The organism is Bradyrhizobium sp. SZCCHNRI3043, from assembly GCF_032377735.1.
Lineage (GTDB): Bacteria > Pseudomonadota > Alphaproteobacteria > Rhizobiales > Xanthobacteraceae > Bradyrhizobium.
Map to the genome: position 1 here is coordinate 186,503 of NZ_JAUHID010000009.1, position 19,404 is coordinate 205,906.

Annotated in this window: 18 protein-coding genes and 1 tRNA gene; 10 read left to right on the forward strand and 9 right to left on the reverse strand. The window is 64.8% G+C overall.

Going from position 1 to position 19,404, the window contains the following annotated elements; translation table 11 throughout:
* The first annotated feature begins 110 nt into the window (after positions 1 to 110).
* From QX124_RS19885 to QX124_RS19910, 6 genes are all read left to right on the forward strand, one after another.
* A complete protein-coding gene (locus QX124_RS19885; RefSeq protein ID WP_315740215.1) occupies positions 111 to 647 on the forward strand; it encodes a ubiquinol-cytochrome C chaperone family protein in 537 nt (178 codons plus the stop codon).
* Between the two features lie 4 nt (positions 648 to 651).
* Positions 652 to 1,278, forward strand: a complete 627-nt coding sequence (locus QX124_RS19890) for a DUF177 domain-containing protein (protein WP_315798034.1) — start codon at positions 652 to 654, stop codon at positions 1,276 to 1,278.
* A 318-nt stretch (positions 1,279 to 1,596) separates the two neighbouring features.
* Positions 1,597 to 2,658, forward strand: a complete 1,062-nt coding sequence (plsX, locus tag QX124_RS19895) for a phosphate acyltransferase PlsX (RefSeq protein WP_315798035.1) — start codon at positions 1,597 to 1,599, stop codon at positions 2,656 to 2,658.
* Positions 2,655 to 3,629, forward strand: a complete 975-nt coding sequence (locus QX124_RS19900; RefSeq protein WP_315740212.1) for a beta-ketoacyl-ACP synthase III — start codon at positions 2,655 to 2,657, stop codon at positions 3,627 to 3,629. Before plsX ends, QX124_RS19900 begins: the two co-directional genes overlap by 4 nt.
* A gap of 133 nt (positions 3,630 to 3,762) precedes the next feature.
* Positions 3,763 to 4,119, forward strand: coding sequence for an integration host factor subunit alpha (locus QX124_RS19905; RefSeq protein WP_315758632.1), 357 nt, complete (start codon positions 3,763 to 3,765; stop codon positions 4,117 to 4,119).
* Between the two features lie 153 nt (positions 4,120 to 4,272).
* Positions 4,273 to 4,833: a MerR family transcriptional regulator gene (locus tag QX124_RS19910; protein WP_315786302.1), complete on the forward strand. Its 561-nt coding sequence runs from the start codon at positions 4,273 to 4,275 to the stop codon at positions 4,831 to 4,833.
* Positions 4,834 to 4,941: 108 nt separating this feature from the next.
* Here the strand turns inward: QX124_RS19910 and QX124_RS19915 are convergent, their stop codons facing one another.
* Positions 4,942 to 6,288, reverse strand: coding sequence for an IS4 family transposase (locus QX124_RS19915; protein WP_315798036.1), 1,347 nt, complete (start codon positions 6,286 to 6,288; stop codon positions 4,942 to 4,944).
* A 198-nt stretch (positions 6,289 to 6,486) separates the two neighbouring features.
* Between QX124_RS19915 and QX124_RS19920 the strand changes: the two genes are divergently transcribed.
* The 4 genes from QX124_RS19920 (at position 6,487) to QX124_RS19935 (ending at position 9,123) form a co-directional block, all read left to right on the forward strand.
* A tRNA-Pro gene (locus QX124_RS19920) sits at positions 6,487 to 6,564 on the forward strand.
* Between the two features lie 183 nt (positions 6,565 to 6,747).
* Complete coding sequence (locus QX124_RS19925) at positions 6,748 to 7,623, forward strand: class I SAM-dependent methyltransferase (RefSeq protein WP_315798037.1); 876 nt, start codon at positions 6,748 to 6,750, stop codon at positions 7,621 to 7,623.
* 103 nt (positions 7,624 to 7,726) lie between these two features.
* Positions 7,727 to 8,137: a hypothetical protein gene (locus QX124_RS19930; RefSeq protein ID WP_315740207.1), complete on the forward strand. Its 411-nt coding sequence runs from the start codon at positions 7,727 to 7,729 to the stop codon at positions 8,135 to 8,137.
* 104 nt (positions 8,138 to 8,241) lie between these two features.
* Positions 8,242 to 9,123: an AraC family transcriptional regulator gene (locus QX124_RS19935; RefSeq protein ID WP_315798038.1), complete on the forward strand. Its 882-nt coding sequence runs from the start codon at positions 8,242 to 8,244 to the stop codon at positions 9,121 to 9,123.
* Positions 9,124 to 9,645: 522 nt separating this feature from the next.
* Here QX124_RS19935 and QX124_RS19940 read toward each other — a convergent pair.
* The 8 genes from QX124_RS19940 to QX124_RS19975 all read right to left on the reverse strand — a co-directional run bounded on the left by QX124_RS19940 (position 9,646) and on the right by QX124_RS19975 (position 19,193).
* Positions 9,646 to 11,205 (reverse strand): oleate hydratase, encoded by a 1,560-nt coding sequence (locus QX124_RS19940; protein ID WP_315798039.1) that lies wholly within the window; start codon positions 11,203 to 11,205, stop codon positions 9,646 to 9,648.
* A gap of 114 nt (positions 11,206 to 11,319) precedes the next feature.
* Complete coding sequence (locus tag QX124_RS19945) at positions 11,320 to 12,879, reverse strand: oleate hydratase (RefSeq protein WP_315798040.1); 1,560 nt, start codon at positions 12,877 to 12,879, stop codon at positions 11,320 to 11,322.
* A 155-nt stretch (positions 12,880 to 13,034) separates the two neighbouring features.
* A complete protein-coding gene (locus QX124_RS19950) occupies positions 13,035 to 14,510 on the reverse strand; it encodes an ABC transporter ATP-binding protein (protein ID WP_315798056.1) in 1,476 nt (491 codons plus the stop codon).
* 50 nt (positions 14,511 to 14,560) lie between these two features.
* A complete protein-coding gene (locus QX124_RS19955; RefSeq protein ID WP_315798041.1) occupies positions 14,561 to 15,244 on the reverse strand; it encodes an isochorismatase family cysteine hydrolase in 684 nt (227 codons plus the stop codon).
* A gap of 228 nt (positions 15,245 to 15,472) precedes the next feature.
* Positions 15,473 to 16,399, reverse strand: a complete 927-nt coding sequence (locus QX124_RS19960; RefSeq protein ID WP_315798042.1) for an ABC transporter permease — start codon at positions 16,397 to 16,399, stop codon at positions 15,473 to 15,475.
* Positions 16,400 to 16,402: 3 nt separating this feature from the next.
* Positions 16,403 to 17,512 carry an ABC transporter permease gene (locus QX124_RS19965; protein ID WP_315798043.1) on the reverse strand — a complete coding sequence of 370 codons (1,110 nt, stop codon included), beginning with the start codon at positions 17,510 to 17,512 and terminating at the stop codon, positions 16,403 to 16,405.
* Positions 17,509 to 18,618 carry a BMP family ABC transporter substrate-binding protein gene (locus tag QX124_RS19970; RefSeq protein ID WP_315798044.1) on the reverse strand — a complete coding sequence of 370 codons (1,110 nt, stop codon included), beginning with the start codon at positions 18,616 to 18,618 and terminating at the stop codon, positions 17,509 to 17,511. The genes QX124_RS19965 and QX124_RS19970 overlap by 4 nt, the downstream gene beginning before the upstream one ends.
* A gap of 419 nt (positions 18,619 to 19,037) precedes the next feature.
* Complete coding sequence (locus QX124_RS19975; RefSeq protein WP_315740199.1) at positions 19,038 to 19,193, reverse strand: hypothetical protein; 156 nt, start codon at positions 19,191 to 19,193, stop codon at positions 19,038 to 19,040.
* Between the last annotated feature and the right edge of the window lie 211 nt (positions 19,194 to 19,404).

Consider the following 19,404-nt stretch of genomic DNA (forward strand, 5'->3'; position numbering starts at 1 on the left):
AGATCGGATCCCGTCCCCTTGCGTCGGGCAGGGCGTTGACGTACCGGGCAAACTTGCGGATTGCAACATGCCCCCGAACAGGGTCAGGGAAACTCGACCGCGGAACCGTCATGCTCTGGCCATTCAACCTTCTCAGCAAATCCCGACCGTCCCCGCGCGGAACCATCGAGCCGATCTATGGCACGATCGTGGCACAAACCCGAGACCCGTTGTTTTATAGACACTTGAATGTCCCCGACACGGTCGAGGGACGGCTCGATCTGCTGATTCTGCACCTGTGGCTGGTGCTGCGGCGGCTGCGCGGGGTGGGGTCGGAGCTATCGCAGGCGCTATTCGACCGCTTCTGCGACGACATGGACGACAATCTGCGCGAGATGGGGGTGGGGGATCTCACCGTGCCGAAGCGGATGCAGAAGTTCGGCGAGGCATTCTATGGCCGCACCGCCGCCTATGACCTCGCCTGGTCCGAGAGCGAGGCCCGGCTGGCGGAGGCGCTGCAGAAGAATATCTTGAACGGGGAGCATCCGGACAGCGCGGCCGGACTTGCCGCCTATGCGGCGCGGGTGGCCGCGCACCTCGCCGCTCTCGACGACAACAGGCTGCTCGGCGCCGGCTGGAGCTTCCCGCAGCCGGTGCAGCAGGACTAGCGAGATGAGCAGAGACACAGACACATCGCGACAGACGGGGCGAGATCCGGCGAAGGATCCCTGGCGGGCGCCGCCGGTGATCGTGGCGCAGATTCCGGAGGTCGGCCTGCATCGCGAGATCGAGGCCGACGAGGCCACGCGCCGCGCGCTCGCCGCGCTTGCCGAGCTGCGCGAGGTGATCTCGGCCCATGCCTCGTTCGACGTCATCCAGAAGCGCGACGGCAAGGTGCATGTCGAGGGCCGGGTGCGGGCCCGGATCGGTCAGACCTGCGTCGTCACGCTCGATCCGATCGAGATCGAGATCGACGAGCCGATCGACCAGATGTTCGCCCCGCCGGAGCAGATTCCCGAGCTTGCCGATCTGGTCGAGGACGATCCCAACAGCGAGGTGGAGACGGCTGATCCGCCGGAGCCGGTCATTGGCGGGCAGATCGACCTCGGCCGGCTTGCCGCCGACGCGCTGTTCCTGGGGATCGATCCCTATCCGCGCAAGCCGGGCGCCGTGTTCGAGCAGCCGATGGCGGCAGCCGCCGAGCCGGAGGACCATCCCTTCGCGGCGCTGAAGGCGCTGAAATCGGCAGATGCCGCCGGGCCGGGCGCCGTCAAAGCGAAGAAAACGGGTGAGGATTGACGCGCCGTTGTGCAGGCCGGAAGCGGTCGATCCTGTCACAAAGCCTCTCGAAATCCTCTCAAGCTGCTGATTTCGATGGCAAAGACGGGTCCCTGCTGGCCCCGGACCGCGTGGCGGTTGCAAATTGCATTGCCCCCGGGAGGTTGTTTCGACACGGAGAGACGCTATTGTCGCGCCCGGGTCGGGGTGCGACGAAAAGGCCCGGACGGCCTCTGGCCTGTCCATCGGCCGCGCAATGCCTCTGAACGACCGCCAAACACGGCCAAGCAAGTCACGGCCAAGACGAGACAAAGCTCGAGATCAGGTTTCCGGGACGTCATGCCTCAAAAGGTTCGAATCGCGCTGGACGCCATGGGCGGGGATTTCGGCGCGGCCATCGTCATTCCCGGTGCTGCGATCGCACTGAGCCGCCATCCGGATGCGGAGTTTCTGCTGTTCGGCGATAGCGCCAAGATCGTACCCGAACTCGACCGGCATCCGCGGCTGAAGGCCGTCTCGCGGGTCATCCACACCGACGTCGCCGTCAGCATGGAGGACAAGCCGAGCCAGGCGCTCCGGCGCGGCCGAAAGACCTCGTCGATGTGGCTCGCGCTCGAGGCGGTCAAGAAGGGGGAGGCCGACGTCGCCGTATCCGCCGGCAACACCGGCGCGCTGGTGGCGATGGCGCGCTTCTGCCTGCGCACGCTGGACGGGATCGACCGGCCGGCTCTGGCCGCGATCTGGCCGACCGCGCGCGGCGAATCGGTCGTGCTCGACCTCGGTGCGACGATCGGCGGCGATGCCCACCACCTCGTCGCGCTGGCCGTGATGGGCGGCGCGCTGGCGAGCGTGCTGTTCAACAAGCCGCGGCCGACCGTCGGCCTTCTCAACATCGGTGTCGAGGAGATCAAGGGCCATGAGGAGATCCGCGAGGCGGCCGAGCAGCTGCGCGCGATGAACCTGCCGCAGCTCGACTATATCGGCTTCGTCGAGGGCGACGGCATCGGCAAGGGCGCCGCCGACGTGGTCGTGACCGAGGGCTTCAGCGGCAACATCGCTTTGAAGACGGCCGAGGGCACGGTCCGACAAGTCACGGATTTCCTGCGCGGCGCGATCCAGGCGAGCTGGCTTGCCCGGATCGGCTATCTGTTCGCCCGCGGCGCCTTTGCCGCTCTGCGAGCCCGGCTCGACCCGCGCAAATCCAACGGCAGCGTGGTGCTCGGCCTCAAGGGCATGGTGGTCAAGAGCCACGGCGGAACCGATGCCGAGGGCTTTGCCTCGGCGGTCAGGGTTGGCTATGAGATGGCCCGCTACGATCTCCTGACCAAGATCAATCAAACACTCAATCCCGACGGAGGCGCGCCGGCGTCCGAACCCGTCGCCCAGGAGGCTGTCTCGTGACAATTCGTTCGGTCGTGCTCGGCTGTGGCTCCTACCTCCCGCAGCGGGTCGTGACCAATGCCGAGCTGGCAAGCCGCATCGAGACCTCGGACGAGTGGATCGTCCAGCGCACCGGCATCCGTGAGCGCCATGTCGCAGCCGACGGCGAGTTCACCTCACATCTGGCGATTAACGCGGCCCGGGCCGCCCTTGCGGCGGCCGACGTCGATCCGCAGTCGATCGACCTGATCGTGCTCGGCACCTCGACGCCGGACAACACCTTTCCGGCGACCGCGGTCGCGGTCCAGAACGAACTCGGCATCCACCATGGCGCGGCGTTCGACCTGCAGGCGGTCTGCTCGGGCTTCGTCTTTGCGCTCGCCACCGCCGACAATTTTCTCCGCAGCCGCTCGTTCAAGCGTGCGCTCGTGATCGGTGCCGAGACCTTCTCGCGCATCCTCGACTGGAACGACCGCACCACCTGCGTGCTGTTCGGTGACGGCGCGGGCGCGGTGATCCTGGACGCTCAGGAGCAGGGCGGCACCTCGGCCGATCGCGGCGTATTGACCACGCATCTGCGCTCCGACGGTCGCCACAAGGCCAAGCTCTATGTCGACGGCGGTCCGTCCTCGACCCAGACCGTCGGGCATCTGCGGATGGAGGGCCGCGAGGTGTTCAAGCACGCGGTCGGCATGATCACCGACGTGATCGTCGACGCCTTCGATGCCACCGGCCTGTCGGCCGAGACCATCGACTGGTTCGTGCCGCACCAGGCCAACAAGAGAATCATCGACGCTTCGGCGCACAAGCTGCACATCGCGCCGGAGAAGGTGGTCTTGACGGTCGATCTGCATGGAAATACCTCCGCTGCCTCGATCCCGCTGGCGCTCGACGTGGCCGTCAAGGACGGCCGCATCAAGAAGGGCGACGTGGTTTTGCTGGAGGCGATGGGCGGCGGCTTCACCTGGGGCTCGGCTTTGGTGCGCTGGTGAGCCTGCCGTGCGGCGGGATTACGCCCAGAGATCGACACTACGGCCTGTACTTCTATTCACGCTGCTGTTGACCACCGCCGCTTAACCTCTTAATTTCCGGAGCGAATTATTCGCCGTGAGTTTGGGGCAGGCGATGGCGGGAACCGGAAAAACAGTCACACGCGTCGATCTCTGCGAGGCAGTCTACCAGAAGGTGGGGCTGTCGCGCACGGAGTCGTCTGCATTCGTCGAGCTGGTCTTGAAAGAGATCACCGACTGCCTCGAACGCGGCGAGACGGTCAAGCTATCGTCCTTCGGGTCGTTCATGGTGCGCAAGAAGGGGCAGCGCATCGGACGAAACCCCAAGACCGGCACGGAAGTGCCGATCTCGCCGCGGCGAGTCATGGTGTTCAAGCCGTCCGCGATCCTGAAGCAGCGCATCAACGGCCAACAGGGCAGCGGCAAGATGAACGGCGAGGCCAGCGCCGAGTTCGGCGCCGAGCCGGAATAGGGCCGGGGGCCGTCGCCCCGCCGCATTGTCGGCATGGCCGTGTCGAACGCGTATCGTTCGTTCCGTGTACAGTTCGTCCCGCGTACAGTTCGTCCAATCTATTCAGCGTAGTCTGCCACTTTCTTGTCAGCACGATCGAAGGGGAACGGGCATTTGGACAAGGCGCCGGATGCGTTTCGGACGATCAGCGAGGTCGCGCAGGAGCTCGACATTCCGCAGCACGTGCTGCGGTTTTGGGAGACCCGGTTCGCCCAGATCAAGCCGATGAAGCGGAGCGGGGGCCGGCGCTATTACCGGCCCGACGACGTCGACCTGCTCAAGGGCATCCGGCGTCTGCTCTATGGCGAAGGCTACACCATCAAGGGGGTGCAGCGGATCCTGAAGGAGCACGGCGTCAAGTCGGTCCAGGGACTGGCCGACAGCTCTGCCGCGGTCTCGTTCGGTGCGATGGAGGAGACGCTCGGCCAGGCCCTCATGGAGGAGGAGCCGATCGGCGAGGCCGAGGTCGAATCGGAGGACGAGGAGGAGGCCTCCGACGAGGAGGGCATCGACTTCCGCTTCGTCGACACCGAGGACGACATCCTCGACACCTTCCGGGTCGGCCCGCCCGCCCGCGCCGGCATGAAGCCGGAGGAGCGCGACAAGCTCCAGGGCGTGCTCAAGGAGCTGCTCGACTGCCGCGCGCTGCTCGATCGCGCCATGAAAGAGGTGTGAGGGGCGCCTGCTGCCCTAAACACAGGATGAGCCGACGGCGCCAAGCCATTTGCCAGTTCGGAGCCGCAGCGGCGCCACGAGTCGGTGCGCTCCCCTCCCCCTTGTGGGCTACGGGATTCCCGGTTTTATGCTTTGGGTTGCAAGTAGATAGCCTTCAAGCATTGCAGCGAGACGATCCCAGCCGTCTCGCATTGTCTTTGGCCCTGGTGGTTTACCGTAGCAATTCCAGCCGCCGAGGCGTGCCGCGATCCATGCGACGAACGCGAGGGAATCGGGAGGATGTGGGTTCTGCTGCCGCGCGGTCTTGCCTTCGAGCGTTTTTGATAGGTGCCCCAGAGCTGGTCTGAAGGCCGGGTCGATCACGTCGCTCATGGGACGGGGACTGCCGTCTCTGGCGTCGACAAGCTGGATGGTCCGGATAGCGCCAGCAAGCCCGATCGCCGCGAGATTGAACATGCGATCGGCATCGATGACCTGACTGTCGTCGAGAGCCAAGCCATCGCTCTTGAGAGCACGGAAGACCTGTTCGATGCGCCAGCGCAATCGATAGAGTTGCACGATCTGTTCGGCATCTGCCGCGCTGGCAACGGAATGGGTCGTGAGCAGATGCCACAACAACGGTGTTTTGCCGGCGGGCGCATCGATCTCACGCGCCTGAATCAAAGTCATTTCGGTGGCATCGCAGGCCTCTGATCGTTTCAGGCTCTGTGGCCGGGCAAGAGACACGCTTCCGGCGCGAAGCTCGACGGTCGCCCCGCGCCCTTTATCGCCGGGGCCGCGCGGCGCCACCTTGACGAGGCTTGTTTTCAGCACCTTCGTCTCGGCAAGCGCTGCAAACAGCATTTTGCCATCGGACAGGCAGCGATCTTGCGCAGCACGCACGATCAGATCGAGCCCTTCCGGCTTACGCGTAAACAACGGGTAGATGTCGCTTTCGCGATCGGCGACCATCGTGACGCTGGCCGCCTCCGATAAGACGCCGGCAGCCGCCTGACAGCCATACAGCCAGCGTATCGACTCCTTATCCTCGATCGCTCGCTTGCGGCGAGCCGGAACTCGTCCGGCTGAGCGCGTCCAGATTTCCGCGTCGACAAGTCCCAACACCGCCTCGCTCTCGACGTCGAGGGCAATCACGGGATGGATGAAGAAGCCGGGTGTTTTTCCGTCCCCGCCAGGACCGAAGCCGCGCCGCTTCTTGTCACGGCCGGAGAAATTGATCTCGCTCGTGTCCTGGATCGCCAGAATACGCCGTCCCACGCATTGAGCCGCAGTCCGAGCCGCCAGCGTCTCGACGATCCGATCGACCGAGACGTGGTGCGAGGACAGAAATCGGTGAATGGCCTTCTCGCCGGCTCGCGTCTCCCCCAACTTCCGCAAGACCAGCGTGCCTGCTGTCGCCACCCGTTCGATCAGCCAGTCAGCCCGCTCCGCAACTCGAATATCGCCAAATGACATTCAAAGCTCTCCACCGAACCGGTCGAAAACTTTGAATCACATCCAGAAATCGCTTGGAATCGCTTTCGGGCATCCCGTAGCCCTTGTGGGGAGGGGTTGGGGGTGGGGGTCCCCGACCTCCGCTCTATCCAGCGCGCCAACGAAACCCGTCCGCCGTGCCTTGCATCCCATCCCGATCACGGCTACACGATCGGCCATCGGAGCGTGGCGCAGCCCGGTTAGCGCACTAGTCTGGGGGACTAGGGGTCGTGGGTTCGAATCCCGCCGCTCCGACCATTTTCTCGAATCGCCACATTTGACATCGGCCGATGCGTTTCAGCGTGGCCCTGCCGCGGCCGCTTCGTCCGTGAGACTGGCTTTTCAAGCCGCAGACCGCCCCCTAAACTCCCGAATTGGGCCGCTGGACACTGTTCGAGCCGGCTCGTTTCATTTGTGACCTTTGTTGCCGAGACTTCCGCCATGGACGCCGCCGTCGCCGACTCCTCCTTTGGGCATTTCGAGAACGCCGAGCAGATCGCCTTCTGGAACGGTGCGGGCGGCGGGCGCTGGGTCGCGCGCCGCGCCGAGATCGATGCGGTGCTGGCGCCGGTGCAGGAAGCGCTGCTGGAGCGCGCGGCAATTCAGGCGGGCGAGCGGGTGCTCGACATCGGCTGCGGTTGCGGGGCGACCTTGATCGCGGCGGCCGAGAAGGTCGGCCCCGGCGGCAGCGTGCTTGGCCTCGATGTGTCCGCAGCCATGCTGACCGCGGCCCACGAGTTCGCCCCCGCCGATGCGCCGGTGAGCTTCGTGCAGGGCGACGCTATGGTGCATCACTTCAAGGCCGCGAGCGCCGATCTCATGATCTCGCGCCTCGGCGTCATGTACTTCGCCAATCCGGTGCGCGCCCTGCTCAACATCCGCAATGCGCTGCACTCGGAGGGGCGCGTCGCCTTCGCCTGCTGGGGCGAGCTGCGCGACAACCCGTGGGCGCTGGAGCCGCTGCAGGCGGCCTATGACCACGTGCCGAAGTTGCCGGGATTGCCGCCGCACGCGCCGGACGATTTCGCGTTCGGAGCCGCTGAGTGGATCGAGAAGGTCATGACCGATGCCGGGCTGCGGCGCATTCGGCTGGAGCGCCACGACATCGCGCTCGACTTCGGCGCAGGCGCCGGCCTCGACAGCGCGGTGCAGACGGCGCTCGCGATCGGGCCCGCCGGCCGCGCCGTGGCCGGGCAGCCGTCCGAGACCACGGAGGCCGCGATCGCTGCCGTGAGGAAGGCGCTGGCGCGCTACGCCAAGGGGCCGCGCGTCGTGGTGCCGGCATCGTTCTGGATCGTGACAGCGGTCGATCCGTAATGCGACGGCCGCGCCGGAGCCCAAGCGCGGCGCCATCTATGCGAGCGCGGAACTTGCGATCAGCGCATATGCGACAGAAAGAACGCGTCTTGAGATGTGCAAGATGACGAGACTGCTCTCAGCCGGTGCCGTGTTGGTCGGCTTCCTGTCGGCGGCGAAGGCCGACGTTCAAATCAATATGCAGCCAGGCTCACAATGCTGGTCCTACCAAGGATTGGATACGCGATTTTACGGCAACTTTGCGGGCGGCCAAGCTCTGACCGTCGGGATTGTCGAGCAGCAATTGAACGAGAAAGGTGGGATGGAGGCGGTTGTCTATAGTGGCGCGCAGGTCTGGGTGAACGGTCCTGATGGTTTCCTCAAGGATGGCTACCGCGAGGCGGATGATCGGATCATCTACACGGACAAGCCGGGCCGCTACATTTTCAATTTGTATGAGCATGGAACAGGCGCCGCTTATCCAGTCTTCGTGAAGATATGCGCGAGCAGAAAGGACCAGGCCAACAAGAGGTGACCCGATCCTTTGTGCTGGTTTTGACCCCGTGACAAAGCCGCAAGATCGGTCGAGCGCGTCAGCGTTGAGCGCGCTTAGCTGCTGCGGCCACGGAGTACTGAACGATGAAGGCGGCGCTGCAGAACTACCATGCGCGGATGCAGCGGGTGCTGGATCATATCGACCGGCATCTGGACGATGATCTGGACCTGGACGCGCTGAGCAGCATCGCGGCTTACTCGAAATATCATTTCCACCGGCAGTTCACGGCGACGTTCGGGCTGTCCGTGCATCGCTACATCCAGCTCGCCCGCATGAAGCGGGCGTCCTATCAGCTGGCCTACAGCGATGCCCAAACCGTCACGGAGGTCGCGATGGATGCCGGCTACGAGGGACCGGACGCCTTCGCCCGCGCCTTTCGGCAACGGTTCGGGCAATCGCCGTCATCGTTCCGGAAATCTCCCGACTGGGAGCCGTGGCTTGCAGCCTTCGGGCCTTTCGACGAAGCAAGGAGCAAGCTGATGCGGACGACCTATACCCCTGACGACGTGACGATTCGCGAGGTGCCGACCACGCCGGTGGCGATCATGGAGCATCGCGGCGACCCGGCGACGCTCGGCGCCACGATCCAGCGCTTCATTGCCTGGCGCAAGGCTGCCGGCCTGCACCCCAGGACCAATCCGACCTTCACGGTCTGGCGCTCCGAGCGGCGCCCTGCGTCGCCTGCCGATTACAGCGTGGATCTCTGTGTCGGGACCGATCAGCCGGTCGAGACCGATGACGCGACAATCAGGGTCGGCGAGATCCCCGGCGGACGCTGCGCCGTGCTGCGCGTCGTCGGCAACACCCACAATCTGGAGCCGGCCGCGCTGTTTCTCTATCGCGACTGGCTTCCGGCCAGCGGCGAGGAGGCGCGTGACTTCCCGATCTATTGCCAGCGGCTGAACTTCTTCCCGGAGGTTCCCGAGCACGAGACGGCTGCGGACCTGTTCCTGCCGCTGAAATAGCCCCTGACGGCCGACCCTTCCTAAAACGTGTAGCCAAGAGCCATCTCAACCCGCGAGTCCCGCATGCAGGGCTCGGGGGGAGCGGGCCGACCTTGGAGCGGTTCCAGTTCTCGTCCGGGAACCGCGATCCGGCCATGTCGTTAACGATCTAGCAGCTCAGTCAGGGCCCACACCCTGACATTGAACCTTTGCGCGCACGCGCGCACCAAACCTGTGTTCGGCTCGTCGCGGAGTCGGGTTTCAGGGAAATTTCAGACTGACATCGGGGTTCACCTCGATGTGCTGTTCATTGTCGTTGAAGGAGGCGCGTATGGTCCTCAGGACTTTGAAAGTGTCGCTGTCCGTTTTCGCCGCTGCAACCTCGGTGGTGTCGTTGTTTGCCGTCAGCTGGGTCGGTCTCGCACTGCTCGGCTACTGATAGCTCACGCAAGCATAGAGGCGCACTCTGCCTCGCGAGATGGAAAGCGCCCGGATCGAGCCTGATCCGGGCGCGCGTTTTTGCAGATGCGAAGGGCCACGGCGCTATGCGAAGGCCTTTTCCACCGTCTCGATCAGCACGCGGAATGACTTGTCGTGGCGGGTGATCGGCGGAATCGCCCGGGTGATGCCGAGCAGCTGATAGACCGCCATCTGCGCCGCGCGCACCGAATATTCCACCGTGAACACGACGTCGTCGGGAATCTCGACGAACTGGCTGACGAAGGCGAGATTCTTCGAATTCGCCGGCACCGGCAGCGGGCGGTCGCTGGTGTTGCGCGGCATGAACATGCTGGTGATGTAGGGCAGGCGGCAGGGAACGCAGGTCGCGTTGTCGAACACCGAAAGGTCGAAGTTGAGATGGCCGCACAGTTCCTTGAGAATGTCGGCGCCGCCGCAATCGGCCATCGCCTTCGGCACGAAATTGCCGATGCGGTCGGGATGCAGCGCGTAGCCCCAGAACACCTGCACGTCCGCAGGCTGGCCGGCGAAATGCGGCTGGTGATACAGCACGACCGACATCAGCCAGTTGGACTCGGTGAAGGTAACGAGCCCGCCGGTGCCGGCGACATTGCCGGTGAACGCTTCCATCGCGTCGAAGAAGCGCGGATTGCGGCAGGTGACGGTGAAGGACTCCCAGCAGGATTCGGGGATCGATGAGTTGAACGCGGCGGGATTGCCGAACTCCGGGCGTTCCCTTGCGATCTTCTCCCACAGCGTCCAGCCCTGGCTGTCCTGCTTGGTGAGCCGCGGCGGCGGCGCATCCTGCGTGCCCAGGCTGGTCGCATCCGTCATCGAGCCGTTTTGCAGGAAGACCAGATCGTCGGTTGCTACCACGACCGTCTCCGGCTTGCCGTTGCGATCGAGGGTCAAGCGCTTGACGACGTGCTTGCCGGCTTCCGTCGCGATCTCGATGTCGGTGACATCGACGCCGCCGGCGAAATTCACGTCATGGCCCTCCAGCCATTTGACGAGCGGCACCACGATCGCGTCGTACTGATTGAACACGGTGCGCTTGACGCCGGCCAGCGTCTCGATGCGCGGGAACTCGTTCATGAAGCGATGCAGATAGCGCTTGAACTCGACCGCGCTGTGCCAGGGCTGGAATGCGAACGTCGTCTGCCACATGAACCAGAAATTCGTGGTGAAGAACGGCGGCGACAGCCAGTCGGTGATGCGGGAGTTGCCGAGCTTGTCCTCGGAGGCCTCGGTCAGCCTGACGAGCTCGAGCCGATCCTGCATCGTAAAGCCCATGGTGGAGACGTCGACCTTGTGCCGGTTGCGATCGACGAGGCGCGCCTGCGAATGCGCGACATGGGCCTCGTTGAAGGCGAGCGTCTCGTCGCGCACGGTGCGGCCGGGATCGCCCGCATTGGGGATGGTGGAGAGCAGGTCCCACGTGCATTCGTAGTGATCGGTCGTCAGCATGCGGCCGCCGCGCAGCGAATAGGAACCGTCGGGCAGCCGCGCGCCATCGAGACTGCCGCCATAGGGCAGATGTTTCTCGTAGATGGTGATGTCGCGTCCCGCGACGCCGCCGTCACGGATCAGGAATGCCGCGCCGGCCAATGCGCCGATGCCGCTGCCGATGAAATACGCCTTCATGATGGTTCACCCGGATCGTCTGTTGCGATCCGGGGCTTAGCCGCTGTGTTCCCTGGCGGAACTGATTCAGATCAACTGCAGACGCGTGCGGAGATCACGATCGCGCGCGTGCGGTCAGGCGAATGATTTCACCACCGATTGCAGCAAAACCTTCAGCGATTTGTCATACGGCGTGACCGGCGGAATGGCACGGTCGATCTTCAAAAGCTGATAGACCGCATGCATAGCCGCGCGCACCGAATATTCGATCGTGAAAACGGCGTCTTCGGGCAGCTCGACATATTGGCCGATGAAGGCGAGATTCTGCGAGGTGAGCGGCACGGGCAGCGGCCGGTCGCCATAGCTGCGCGGCATGAACATGCTCATGATGTACGGCATCCAGCACGGCACGCAGCTCGCGTCGGCGAACACCGAGAGCGGAAAGCGCAGGTGCCCGCATAGTTCCTTCAGGATATCGGCGCCGCTGCACTCGGACATCGGCCTGGGCACGAAATTGCCGACGCGATCGGGAAACAGGCCGTAGCCCCAGAAGATCTGGATGTCGTCAGGCTGGTTCGGAAAGTACGGCTGGGTATAGAGCACGATCGACATGCGCCAGTTCGAGTCGGTGAAGGTCACGAGGCCGCCGGTGCCGGCGACGTTGCCGCTGAAGGCCTGCATCGCGTCGAAGAAACGTGGATTGCGGCAGGTCACCGTGAAGGATTCGAAGCTCGACTCCGGGATGCACGCGTTGAACACGGCGGGATTGCCGAACTCGGGCCGGCCGGCCGCGAGCTTCTCCCACAAGGTCCAGCCATGGCTGTCGGCTTTGGTAAGCGGCTTCGGCGCGCTGTCATGGCTGCCGAGGCTGGTCGCGTCGGTCATCGAGCCCGCGGTGTAGAACACGAGATCGTCGCTCGCGAGATCGATGCTGCGGCGTGCGCCGTCCTGATTGAGCACGAGCCGGGTCGCGCGGTGGCGGCCGTCCGTGGTGACGATCTCGATGTCCTCGACGTCGGCGCCGCCGACGAAGTTGACGCCGCGATCCTCGAGCCAGCGCACCAGCGGCAGCACGATCGAGTCATACTGGTTGTAGACGGTCCGCTTGACGCCGCCGAGCGTATTCATCATCGGGAATTCGTTCATGAAGCGCCGCAGATAGCGCCTGAACTCGACGGCGCTGTGCCAGGTCTGGAAGGCGAAGGTCGTCTGCCACATGTACCAGAAATTGGTGGTGAAGAACGGCGGCGACAGCCAGTCCGAGATCAGCGAATTGCCGAGCTTCTCCTCGGAAGTCTCCGTGAGCCTCGTCAGCTCGATGCGATCCTGCATCGAGAATCCCATGGTGGAGACGTCGATCTTGTGCCGGTTGGCATCGACCAGCCGCGCCTGCGCGTGCGTGACGTGGAGCTCGTTGAAGGCGACGGTTTCGCCGAGGATGTTCTCCTCGGGCCGTGAGTAGCTGGGAATCGTCGACAGCAGGTCCCAGGTGCATTCGTATTGTTCGGTCGTCAGCATGCGTCCGCCGCGCATGGAGTAGGAGCCGTCGGCAAGCCTGGTGCCGTCGAGGCTGCCGCCATAGGGCAGGCGCTTCTCGAAAATGGTGATGTCCTGACCGGGGACGCCGCCGTCGCGGATCATGAATGCTGCGCCCGAGAGCGAGCCGATGCCGCCGCCGATGAAATAGGCCTTCATGAGATCGACCTGCTATCCAAGGGTTTGAAACACAATAACGAAAATGCCGGCAGGCGCGGCGTATCAAAAGCCGAATAAGAACCCGCCGAGGGTCATGTTACCGTGGCGGGATGAATTAGTCGTCAACACGTTGAGGTCGTTTATCCGCGTGCGGCTCAATGTCCCGCCATGTGGCGGCCGATCTCGGTCAGGTCGGCTTCGCCGGCGCGGGTCTCGTAGACGAGCTGGCCGTGGAAAATCACGACCAGGCGGTCCGAGAGTTCGAGCAGCTCGTCGAGATCCTCGCTGACCAGCAGCACCGCGGCGCCGCGGTTGCGGGCGGCCATGATCTCGGCATGGATCTGCGCCACCGCCGCGAAGTCGAGGCCGAAGCACGGATTGGCGGCGATCAGCACTTCGACGTCGTGGCCGAGCTCGCGCGCCAGGACGGCGCGCTGCACGTTGCCGCCCGACAGTGCCGAGATCGGCGTATCCGGCGTGCGGGTCTTGATCTTGTAGCGGTTGATCTTGGCGGTCGCGTCCTTTCGGAAGGCGGACTTGTTCAGCCACCAGCCACCGCGGGCGAACGGAGCGCGGTCGAACTCGCGCAGCGCGATGTTGTCGGCGACGCTCATGCCGCCGACGCAGGCGTTCTTCAGCGGCTCCTCGGGCAGCAGCGACATCTTGTGGCGCCGCATCTCCTCGCGGCTCGCGGAATAGGATTGGCCGGAGACACGGACAGCGCCGCTCTCGGCCTCACGCTGGCCGGCAAGCACCTCGACCAGCTGGCGCTGGCCGTTGCCGGAGACGCCGGCGATGCCGACGATCTCGCCGGCGCGCACGGTCAGCGACAGATCATGGACGGCTACTCCGCCGGCATCGTCGCGTGCCACCAGCTTGTCGACCTCGAGCCTGACCACGCCGGCCTCGCCGGAGCGCGCCGGCTGAACGGTGAGCTGCTCGGCGCCGATCATCATCCGCGCCATATCGTCGGGCGTGAGCTCGGAGACCTTGCCGCGGCCGGCGAGCTTGCCGCGCCGGAGGATTGTGACCTCGTCGGCGAACGCCATCACCTCGCGGAATTTGTGGGTGATCATCAGGATGGTCAGCTCGCCGGCCTCGACCATCTTGCGCAGCATGCCCAGGACTTCATCCGCCTCGCGCGGCGTCAGCACCGAGGTCGGCTCGTCCAGGATCAGGAAGCGCCGCTTGAGATAGAGCTGCTTGAGGATCTCGCATTTCTGCCGCTCGCCGGCGGAGATGTCCGACACCTTGGCGTCGAGCGGCACGCGGAACGGCATGCGCGCCAAGAAGGCCTCCAGCTCCTTCCTCTCCTTGGCCCAGTTGACCACCGCCGGTATGTCGTCACGCGCCAGCACCAGGTTCTCGGCCACCGTCATCGCCGGTACCAGCGTGAAGTGCTGGTAGACCATGCCGAGGCCGAGCGCATGCGCGTCCTTGGGATTGTTGATCTCCCGTTCGCGCTCGCCGATCAGCACGTCGCCCTCGGTCGGGCGGTAGTAGCCCATGATGCATTTGACCAGCGTCGACTTGCCGGCGCCGTTCTCGCCGAGCAGCGCGTGGAACGAGCCGGGCTTGACCTTCAGCTCGACATTGTCGAGCGCGGTGAACGCGCCGAAGCGCATCGTCATCGCGATCGCTTCGACCCCGAATGCCCCCGCAGGCGTCGGATCGTCGCCGATCACGACAGCGCCTCGATCAGCGCCGACGAGGTCGCGACCGCGCCGAACACGCCGCCCTGCATCTTGATCATCTTCAGTGCGTGGTCGTGATTGCCCTTGTCGGTGGCGCCGCAGCAGTCCGACAGCAGCACGCATTCGAAGCCGCGATCATTGGCCTCGCGCATCGTGGTGTGGACGCAGACGTCGGTCGTGATGCCGGTCAGCACGATGTTTTGGATGCCCTTCAGGCGCAGGATCAGCTCCAGATCGGTCGCACAGAACGAGCCCTTGCCGGGCTTGTCGTTCACGATCTCCCCCGGAGCCGGGGCCAGCTCGGGAATGATCTCCCAGCCCGGCTCGCCGCGCACCAGGATGCGGCCGCAGGGGCCAGGGTCGCCGATCCCTGCGCCGATCTGTTGCGAGCGCCAACGCTTATTCGCCGGCAGATCTGACAGATCAGTGCGGTGGCCCTCGCGGGTGTGGATGATGCAGAAGCCCTGCGCGCGCATCACCGTGAGCACCGTCTTGATCGGCTCGATGGGGGCGCGGGTCAAGGAGAGGTCATAGCCCATCTTGTCGACATAGCCGCCGACGCCGCAGAAGTCGGTCTGCATGTCGATCACGATCAGCGCGGTGTTTTCGGGGCGCAGATCGCCGTTATACGGCCAGGCATAGGGCTCGGAGCGGATGGTGCGCGCGGTCATGGTTGGGCTCCAATAAAGTTCGAGGCCATCGGTACTTGGCGTTGCGGCGCCGTCTGGGGCCTCATGGTTCGAGACGCGTCGCAAGGGCGACGCTCCTCACCATGAGGGTTAGGTTTCTCGTTGCCTCACAAAGACTCCTCATCCTGAGGAGGCCGCCGCAGGCGGCCGTCTCGAAGGATGGCCGCACAAAGATTGTCTGCTTCAACGTGCATCGCATCGCCGCTCGCATCACCGCGTGATCGACAGTTCGGCCGGCGCGCCGCTCAGGGTGCGTTTCGGCGAGCAGGTGATGATCATGATGAGAAGCGTCAGGATGTAGGGCGCGGCGTTGAACAAATGATAGCCGGAGGTGACGCCGACCGATTGCAGCGCCGGTCCGAGCGCGGCAGCACCGCCGAAAACCAGCGAGGCCCACAGGCACAGCATCGGGTCCCAGCGTGCGAAGATCACCAGCGCCACCGCCGTGATGCCTTGTCCCGACGACAAGCCCTCGTTCCAGCTGCCGGGATAGAACAGCGACAGGAACGAGCCGCCGATGCCGGCGAGGAAGCCGCCGGCCATGGTGGCGCGCAGTCGGATCATCAGCACCGAATGGCCCATCGCCCGCGCCGCGTCGGCGCTCTCGCCGGCGGTGCGGATCAGGAGGCCCCAGCGCGTGGTCTTGAATGCCCACAGCAGCAACGGCGCGAGTGCCACGCCAAGCAGGAACAGCACGTTGATGCGCAGCGCGGCGCGAACCTGCGCCACGTCGCTCCACCAGCCGAAATCGATCGCCGGCAGCCGCGCGGCGGTGGGCTCGATCAGCGGCTTGCCGAGGAAGAAGGCGAGGCCGGTGCCGAACAGCATCAGCGAGATTCCTACCGCGACGTCGTTGACGCGCGGCAGCGAGCAGATGCCGGCGTGGAGCGCGCCGAGCAGCGCGCCGGTGAGGCCAGCGGCGAGCACGCCTGCCCACGGCGATCCCGTGAGATAGGAGATGCCATAGGCGCTCATTGCGCCCATCACCAGGGTGCCCTCGAGGCCGAGATTGATGCGGCCCGAACGCTCGGTGATGCATTCGCCGAGGCTCACGAACAGGAAGGGCGTGGAGACGCGGATGGCGCCGCCGAGCACCGCGAGCGGCACGGTCCAGAGCCCGATATTGCCGTCAGCCATGGATCAGGACTTTCCTTTGAGGAAACCGATGCGGCCGTAGAGCGCGTCGCTCGCCAGCACCGAGATGAAGATGATGCCCTGCAGCACCAGCACAGAGGCGTCGGGCAGGCCGAGCCGGCGCTGCAGCAGGCCGCCCGACGCATTGATGCCGCCGAGCAGGATCGCGACCGGAATGATGGCGAGCGGATTCTGCCGTGCCAGGAACGCGACCAGAATGCCGGTGAAACCGTAGCCGACGGCGAGATTGGCGTTGGTGCGGCCCTGCACGGCGGCGACCTCGACCATGCCGGCCAGCCCGGCGCAGGCGCCGGCGAGGAAGCAGACGGTGAGGATCAATTTGCCGACCGACAGACCGACGATCTTGGCGGCGCGGATGTTGCCGCCGGCGACGCGCGCGGCAAAGCCGAAGGTGGTGTGGTAGATCAGCCCATAGGCCGCGATGGCGGCAATCAGGCCGAACACCAGGCCCCAGTGCACGTCGGTGCCGGGAATGCTGCCGATCATGTTGGCCGCGCCGATCTCACGCGTCGACGGCTTGTTGAGGCTCGCCGGATCGCGCATCGCGCCTTCGACGAGATGATTGAGGATCGCGAGCGCGATGTAGACCAGCAGCAGGCTCGAGATCGTCTCGTTGACACCGCGATACTGCCGCAAGGCCCCGGACAGCAGGATCCACAAACCGCCGCCAGTCATGCCGGCGATCACCATCGCGATCTGCACCACGAGCGGCGGCATGCCCTGCAGCGCCAGGGCCGCCGAGGTCGCCGACAGCGCGCCGATCAGCAGCGCGCCTTCGCCGCCGATGATCACCATGCCCAATTGCGCGGGCAGGGCGGTGCACAGCGCCGTCAGGATCAAGGGAGCTGCCCGCGTCAGGGTGTTCTGCCAGGAGAACCAGGTGCCGAAGGCGCCGTAATACATGTACCAGTAGAGATCGAGCGGGTTCTTGCCGAACAGGGCGACGAAGATGCCGAACACGATGAGCGCGGCGACAAGCGCCGCGCTCGGGATCAATATGTACTCGATGCTCCCGCCGTAACGTTGCAGGAAACCTGCGTCGGCGGCCGGCGCGATGGCGGCCGCATCAACCGGATCGGCCGCCTCTGATGTCACGACGTGGCTCCGATCACGCCCTCGACCAGATAGTCCATCTTCTCCAGCTCCGGGTCCTTCTGGCCGCGCTCGGTGCCGGCGGTGATCACGGTCTTGCCCTTGTTGTCGAGAAGCGGACCCTTGAAGATGGTGTAGCCGTCGCCGAGGAATTTGGCCTTGATCTCGTCGGCGTGCTTGCGCGCCTGCTCGGAGACCGCCTCGCCATAGGGCGAGATCTTGACCACCTCTTCCTTGAGGCCGCCGCGATAGAAGTTCGGGATGCTCTCGCCGGCGGCCAGCATCTTGACGAACTTCGGATATAGCGCCTCCCAATTCCATTCGGCGCCGGTGAGATAGGCCTTCGGCGCCAGCGGCGACTGGTTGACGTGATAGCCGGTGACGAAGGCGCCGCGGCGCGCGGCATTCTCCACCATCGTCTTGGGACCGTCGACATGGCAGGTCAGGACGTCCACGCCCTGGTCGATCAGGCTGTTGGTGGCCTCGGCCTCCTTGACCGGCATCGACCAGTCGCCGGTGAAGATCACCTGCGTGGTGGCCTTCGGGTTCGCGAGCTGCGCGCCGAGCGTGAAGGCGTTGATGTTGCGCAGGACCTGCGGGATCGGCTTGGCCGCGACGAAGCCGAGCTTGCCGCTCTTGCTCGTATAGCCGGCGACGATGCCGGCGATGTATTGCGCCTCATCGATATAGCCGAAATAGGAGCCAGCGTTCTTCGGGTCCTTCTCGCTCCACAGGCCGCCGCAGTGCTCGAAGCGCAGCTTCGGGTACTTCGCGGCCATCTTGATCATGTGCGGATTGTAGTAGCCGAACGACGTCGGGAACAGCAGCGTGGCGCCGTCGAGATTGATCATCGACTCGATCGTCTTCTCGACCGCGTCGGTCTCCGGCACCTTCTCCTCTTCGATGACCTTCAGCCCAGGCAGTTTCTTCAGCGCCGCTGCACCTTGCGCATGCGCCTGGTTGTAGCCGTAGTCGTCGCGCGAGCCGACATAGATGAAGCCGATCGTCGTCTCCGCCGCGAAGGCCGGCCGCAGGCCCGCGGCTGCGCCGAGCGTCAGCGCCGCGCCACCCTGCAACAGATGCCGTCGTGAAATCCTGCCAAAGTCCATTGGTGAGCTCCCTCGGCGGGTCGATCCGCCCGCGCTGTCATCACGGCTTCACCGGCACGGCGGAGCCTCGAAAGGGAGTGATCGCAAGCTTTGTGCCAGCGGCGTGCGGGCAGGCAGGCGCACCAAGTCGTTGAAATGGCGCCATTTTGCAGATGATCGGAGCTTAGGCAGACGAATTCCCTGCTCGGTTTCAGCCTATAAAATAATCAATCGACTTCAATTGTATGCAATGAGTTCGGCCGCGTGGGACCGGCGCCAACCGTGCCCGCGAGCCGGAGGCTGCGACGCGGCGGCGGCCGCCAGCTCAAAGCGAGGCAGAACGAATGTCGCAGTGAGGAGGAGCGGTGGCGCATCGTCCTCCGCAGGCTGTTCGCCGGTGAGCGAGCCCTTTTCATATCTGCTGCAGACTGTCTGGGGTCTCAGATCCCGAGCAGCCAGACCGCGACGATGGTGCCGATCACAGCGAGCCCGCTGATCGTCCAGCCCGTCACATAGGCGCCGTCGTCCGATCCCGCGGGATCGACCATCGTGTCGCGCCAGCCTTCCTCCTGCCAGTGCCCCTGTTGGTACGCCATGCGAACCTCCTCGAGCCTGCCTCCCCGTGGGATAAGTCGGACACCCCTTGGAAAGGTTCAACCCCAAGCTGAAATCTTCGTTGCATGCGCTGCAACGCAAATCCCCGACATCCCCTCTGGTCAGGCCCGCGAAACGACCTAAGCTCGGGACGCGTTCCGCGAAGAGAACGAGGAAGTGGCCGGGCGGCAGGGCTGCGCCCGCAGCAGGGAA

Excerpts from the sequence above, each read along its gene's own strand:
- QX124_RS19955 (WP_315798041.1), bottom strand. The coding sequence starts at position 15,244 with ATGACCGCGCGCACCATCCGCTCCGAGCCCTATGCCTGGCCGTATAAC.
- QX124_RS19935 (WP_315798038.1), top strand. The coding sequence starts at position 8,242 with ATGAAGGCGGCGCTGCAGAACTACCATGCGCGGATGCAGCGGGTGCTG.
- QX124_RS19950 (WP_315798056.1), bottom strand. The coding sequence starts at position 14,510 with ATGACGATGCGCTTCGGCGCGTTCACCGCGCTCGACAATGTCGAGCTG.
- QX124_RS19905 (WP_315758632.1), top strand. The coding sequence starts at position 3,763 with ATGGCGGGAACCGGAAAAACAGTCACACGCGTCGATCTCTGCGAGGCA.
- QX124_RS19940 (WP_315798039.1), bottom strand. The coding sequence starts at position 11,205 with ATGAAGGCGTATTTCATCGGCAGCGGCATCGGCGCATTGGCCGGCGCG.
- QX124_RS19930 (WP_315740207.1), top strand. The coding sequence starts at position 7,727 with ATGACGAGACTGCTCTCAGCCGGTGCCGTGTTGGTCGGCTTCCTGTCG.
- QX124_RS19915 (WP_315798036.1), bottom strand. The coding sequence starts at position 6,288 with ATGTCATTTGGCGATATTCGAGTTGCGGAGCGGGCTGACTGGCTGATC.
- QX124_RS19970 (WP_315798044.1), bottom strand. The coding sequence starts at position 18,618 with ATGGACTTTGGCAGGATTTCACGACGGCATCTGTTGCAGGGTGGCGCG.
- plsX (WP_315798035.1), top strand. The coding sequence starts at position 1,597 with ATGCCTCAAAAGGTTCGAATCGCGCTGGACGCCATGGGCGGGGATTTC.
- QX124_RS19975 (WP_315740199.1), bottom strand. The coding sequence starts at position 19,193 with ATGGCGTACCAACAGGGGCACTGGCAGGAGGAAGGCTGGCGCGACACG.
- QX124_RS19960 (WP_315798042.1), bottom strand. The coding sequence starts at position 16,399 with ATGGCTGACGGCAATATCGGGCTCTGGACCGTGCCGCTCGCGGTGCTC.
- QX124_RS19925 (WP_315798037.1), top strand. The coding sequence starts at position 6,748 with ATGGACGCCGCCGTCGCCGACTCCTCCTTTGGGCATTTCGAGAACGCC.
- QX124_RS19945 (WP_315798040.1), bottom strand. The coding sequence starts at position 12,879 with ATGAAGGCCTATTTCATCGGCGGCGGCATCGGCTCGCTCTCGGGCGCA.
- QX124_RS19885 (WP_315740215.1), top strand. The coding sequence starts at position 111 with ATGCTCTGGCCATTCAACCTTCTCAGCAAATCCCGACCGTCCCCGCGC.
- QX124_RS19890 (WP_315798034.1), top strand. The coding sequence starts at position 652 with ATGAGCAGAGACACAGACACATCGCGACAGACGGGGCGAGATCCGGCG.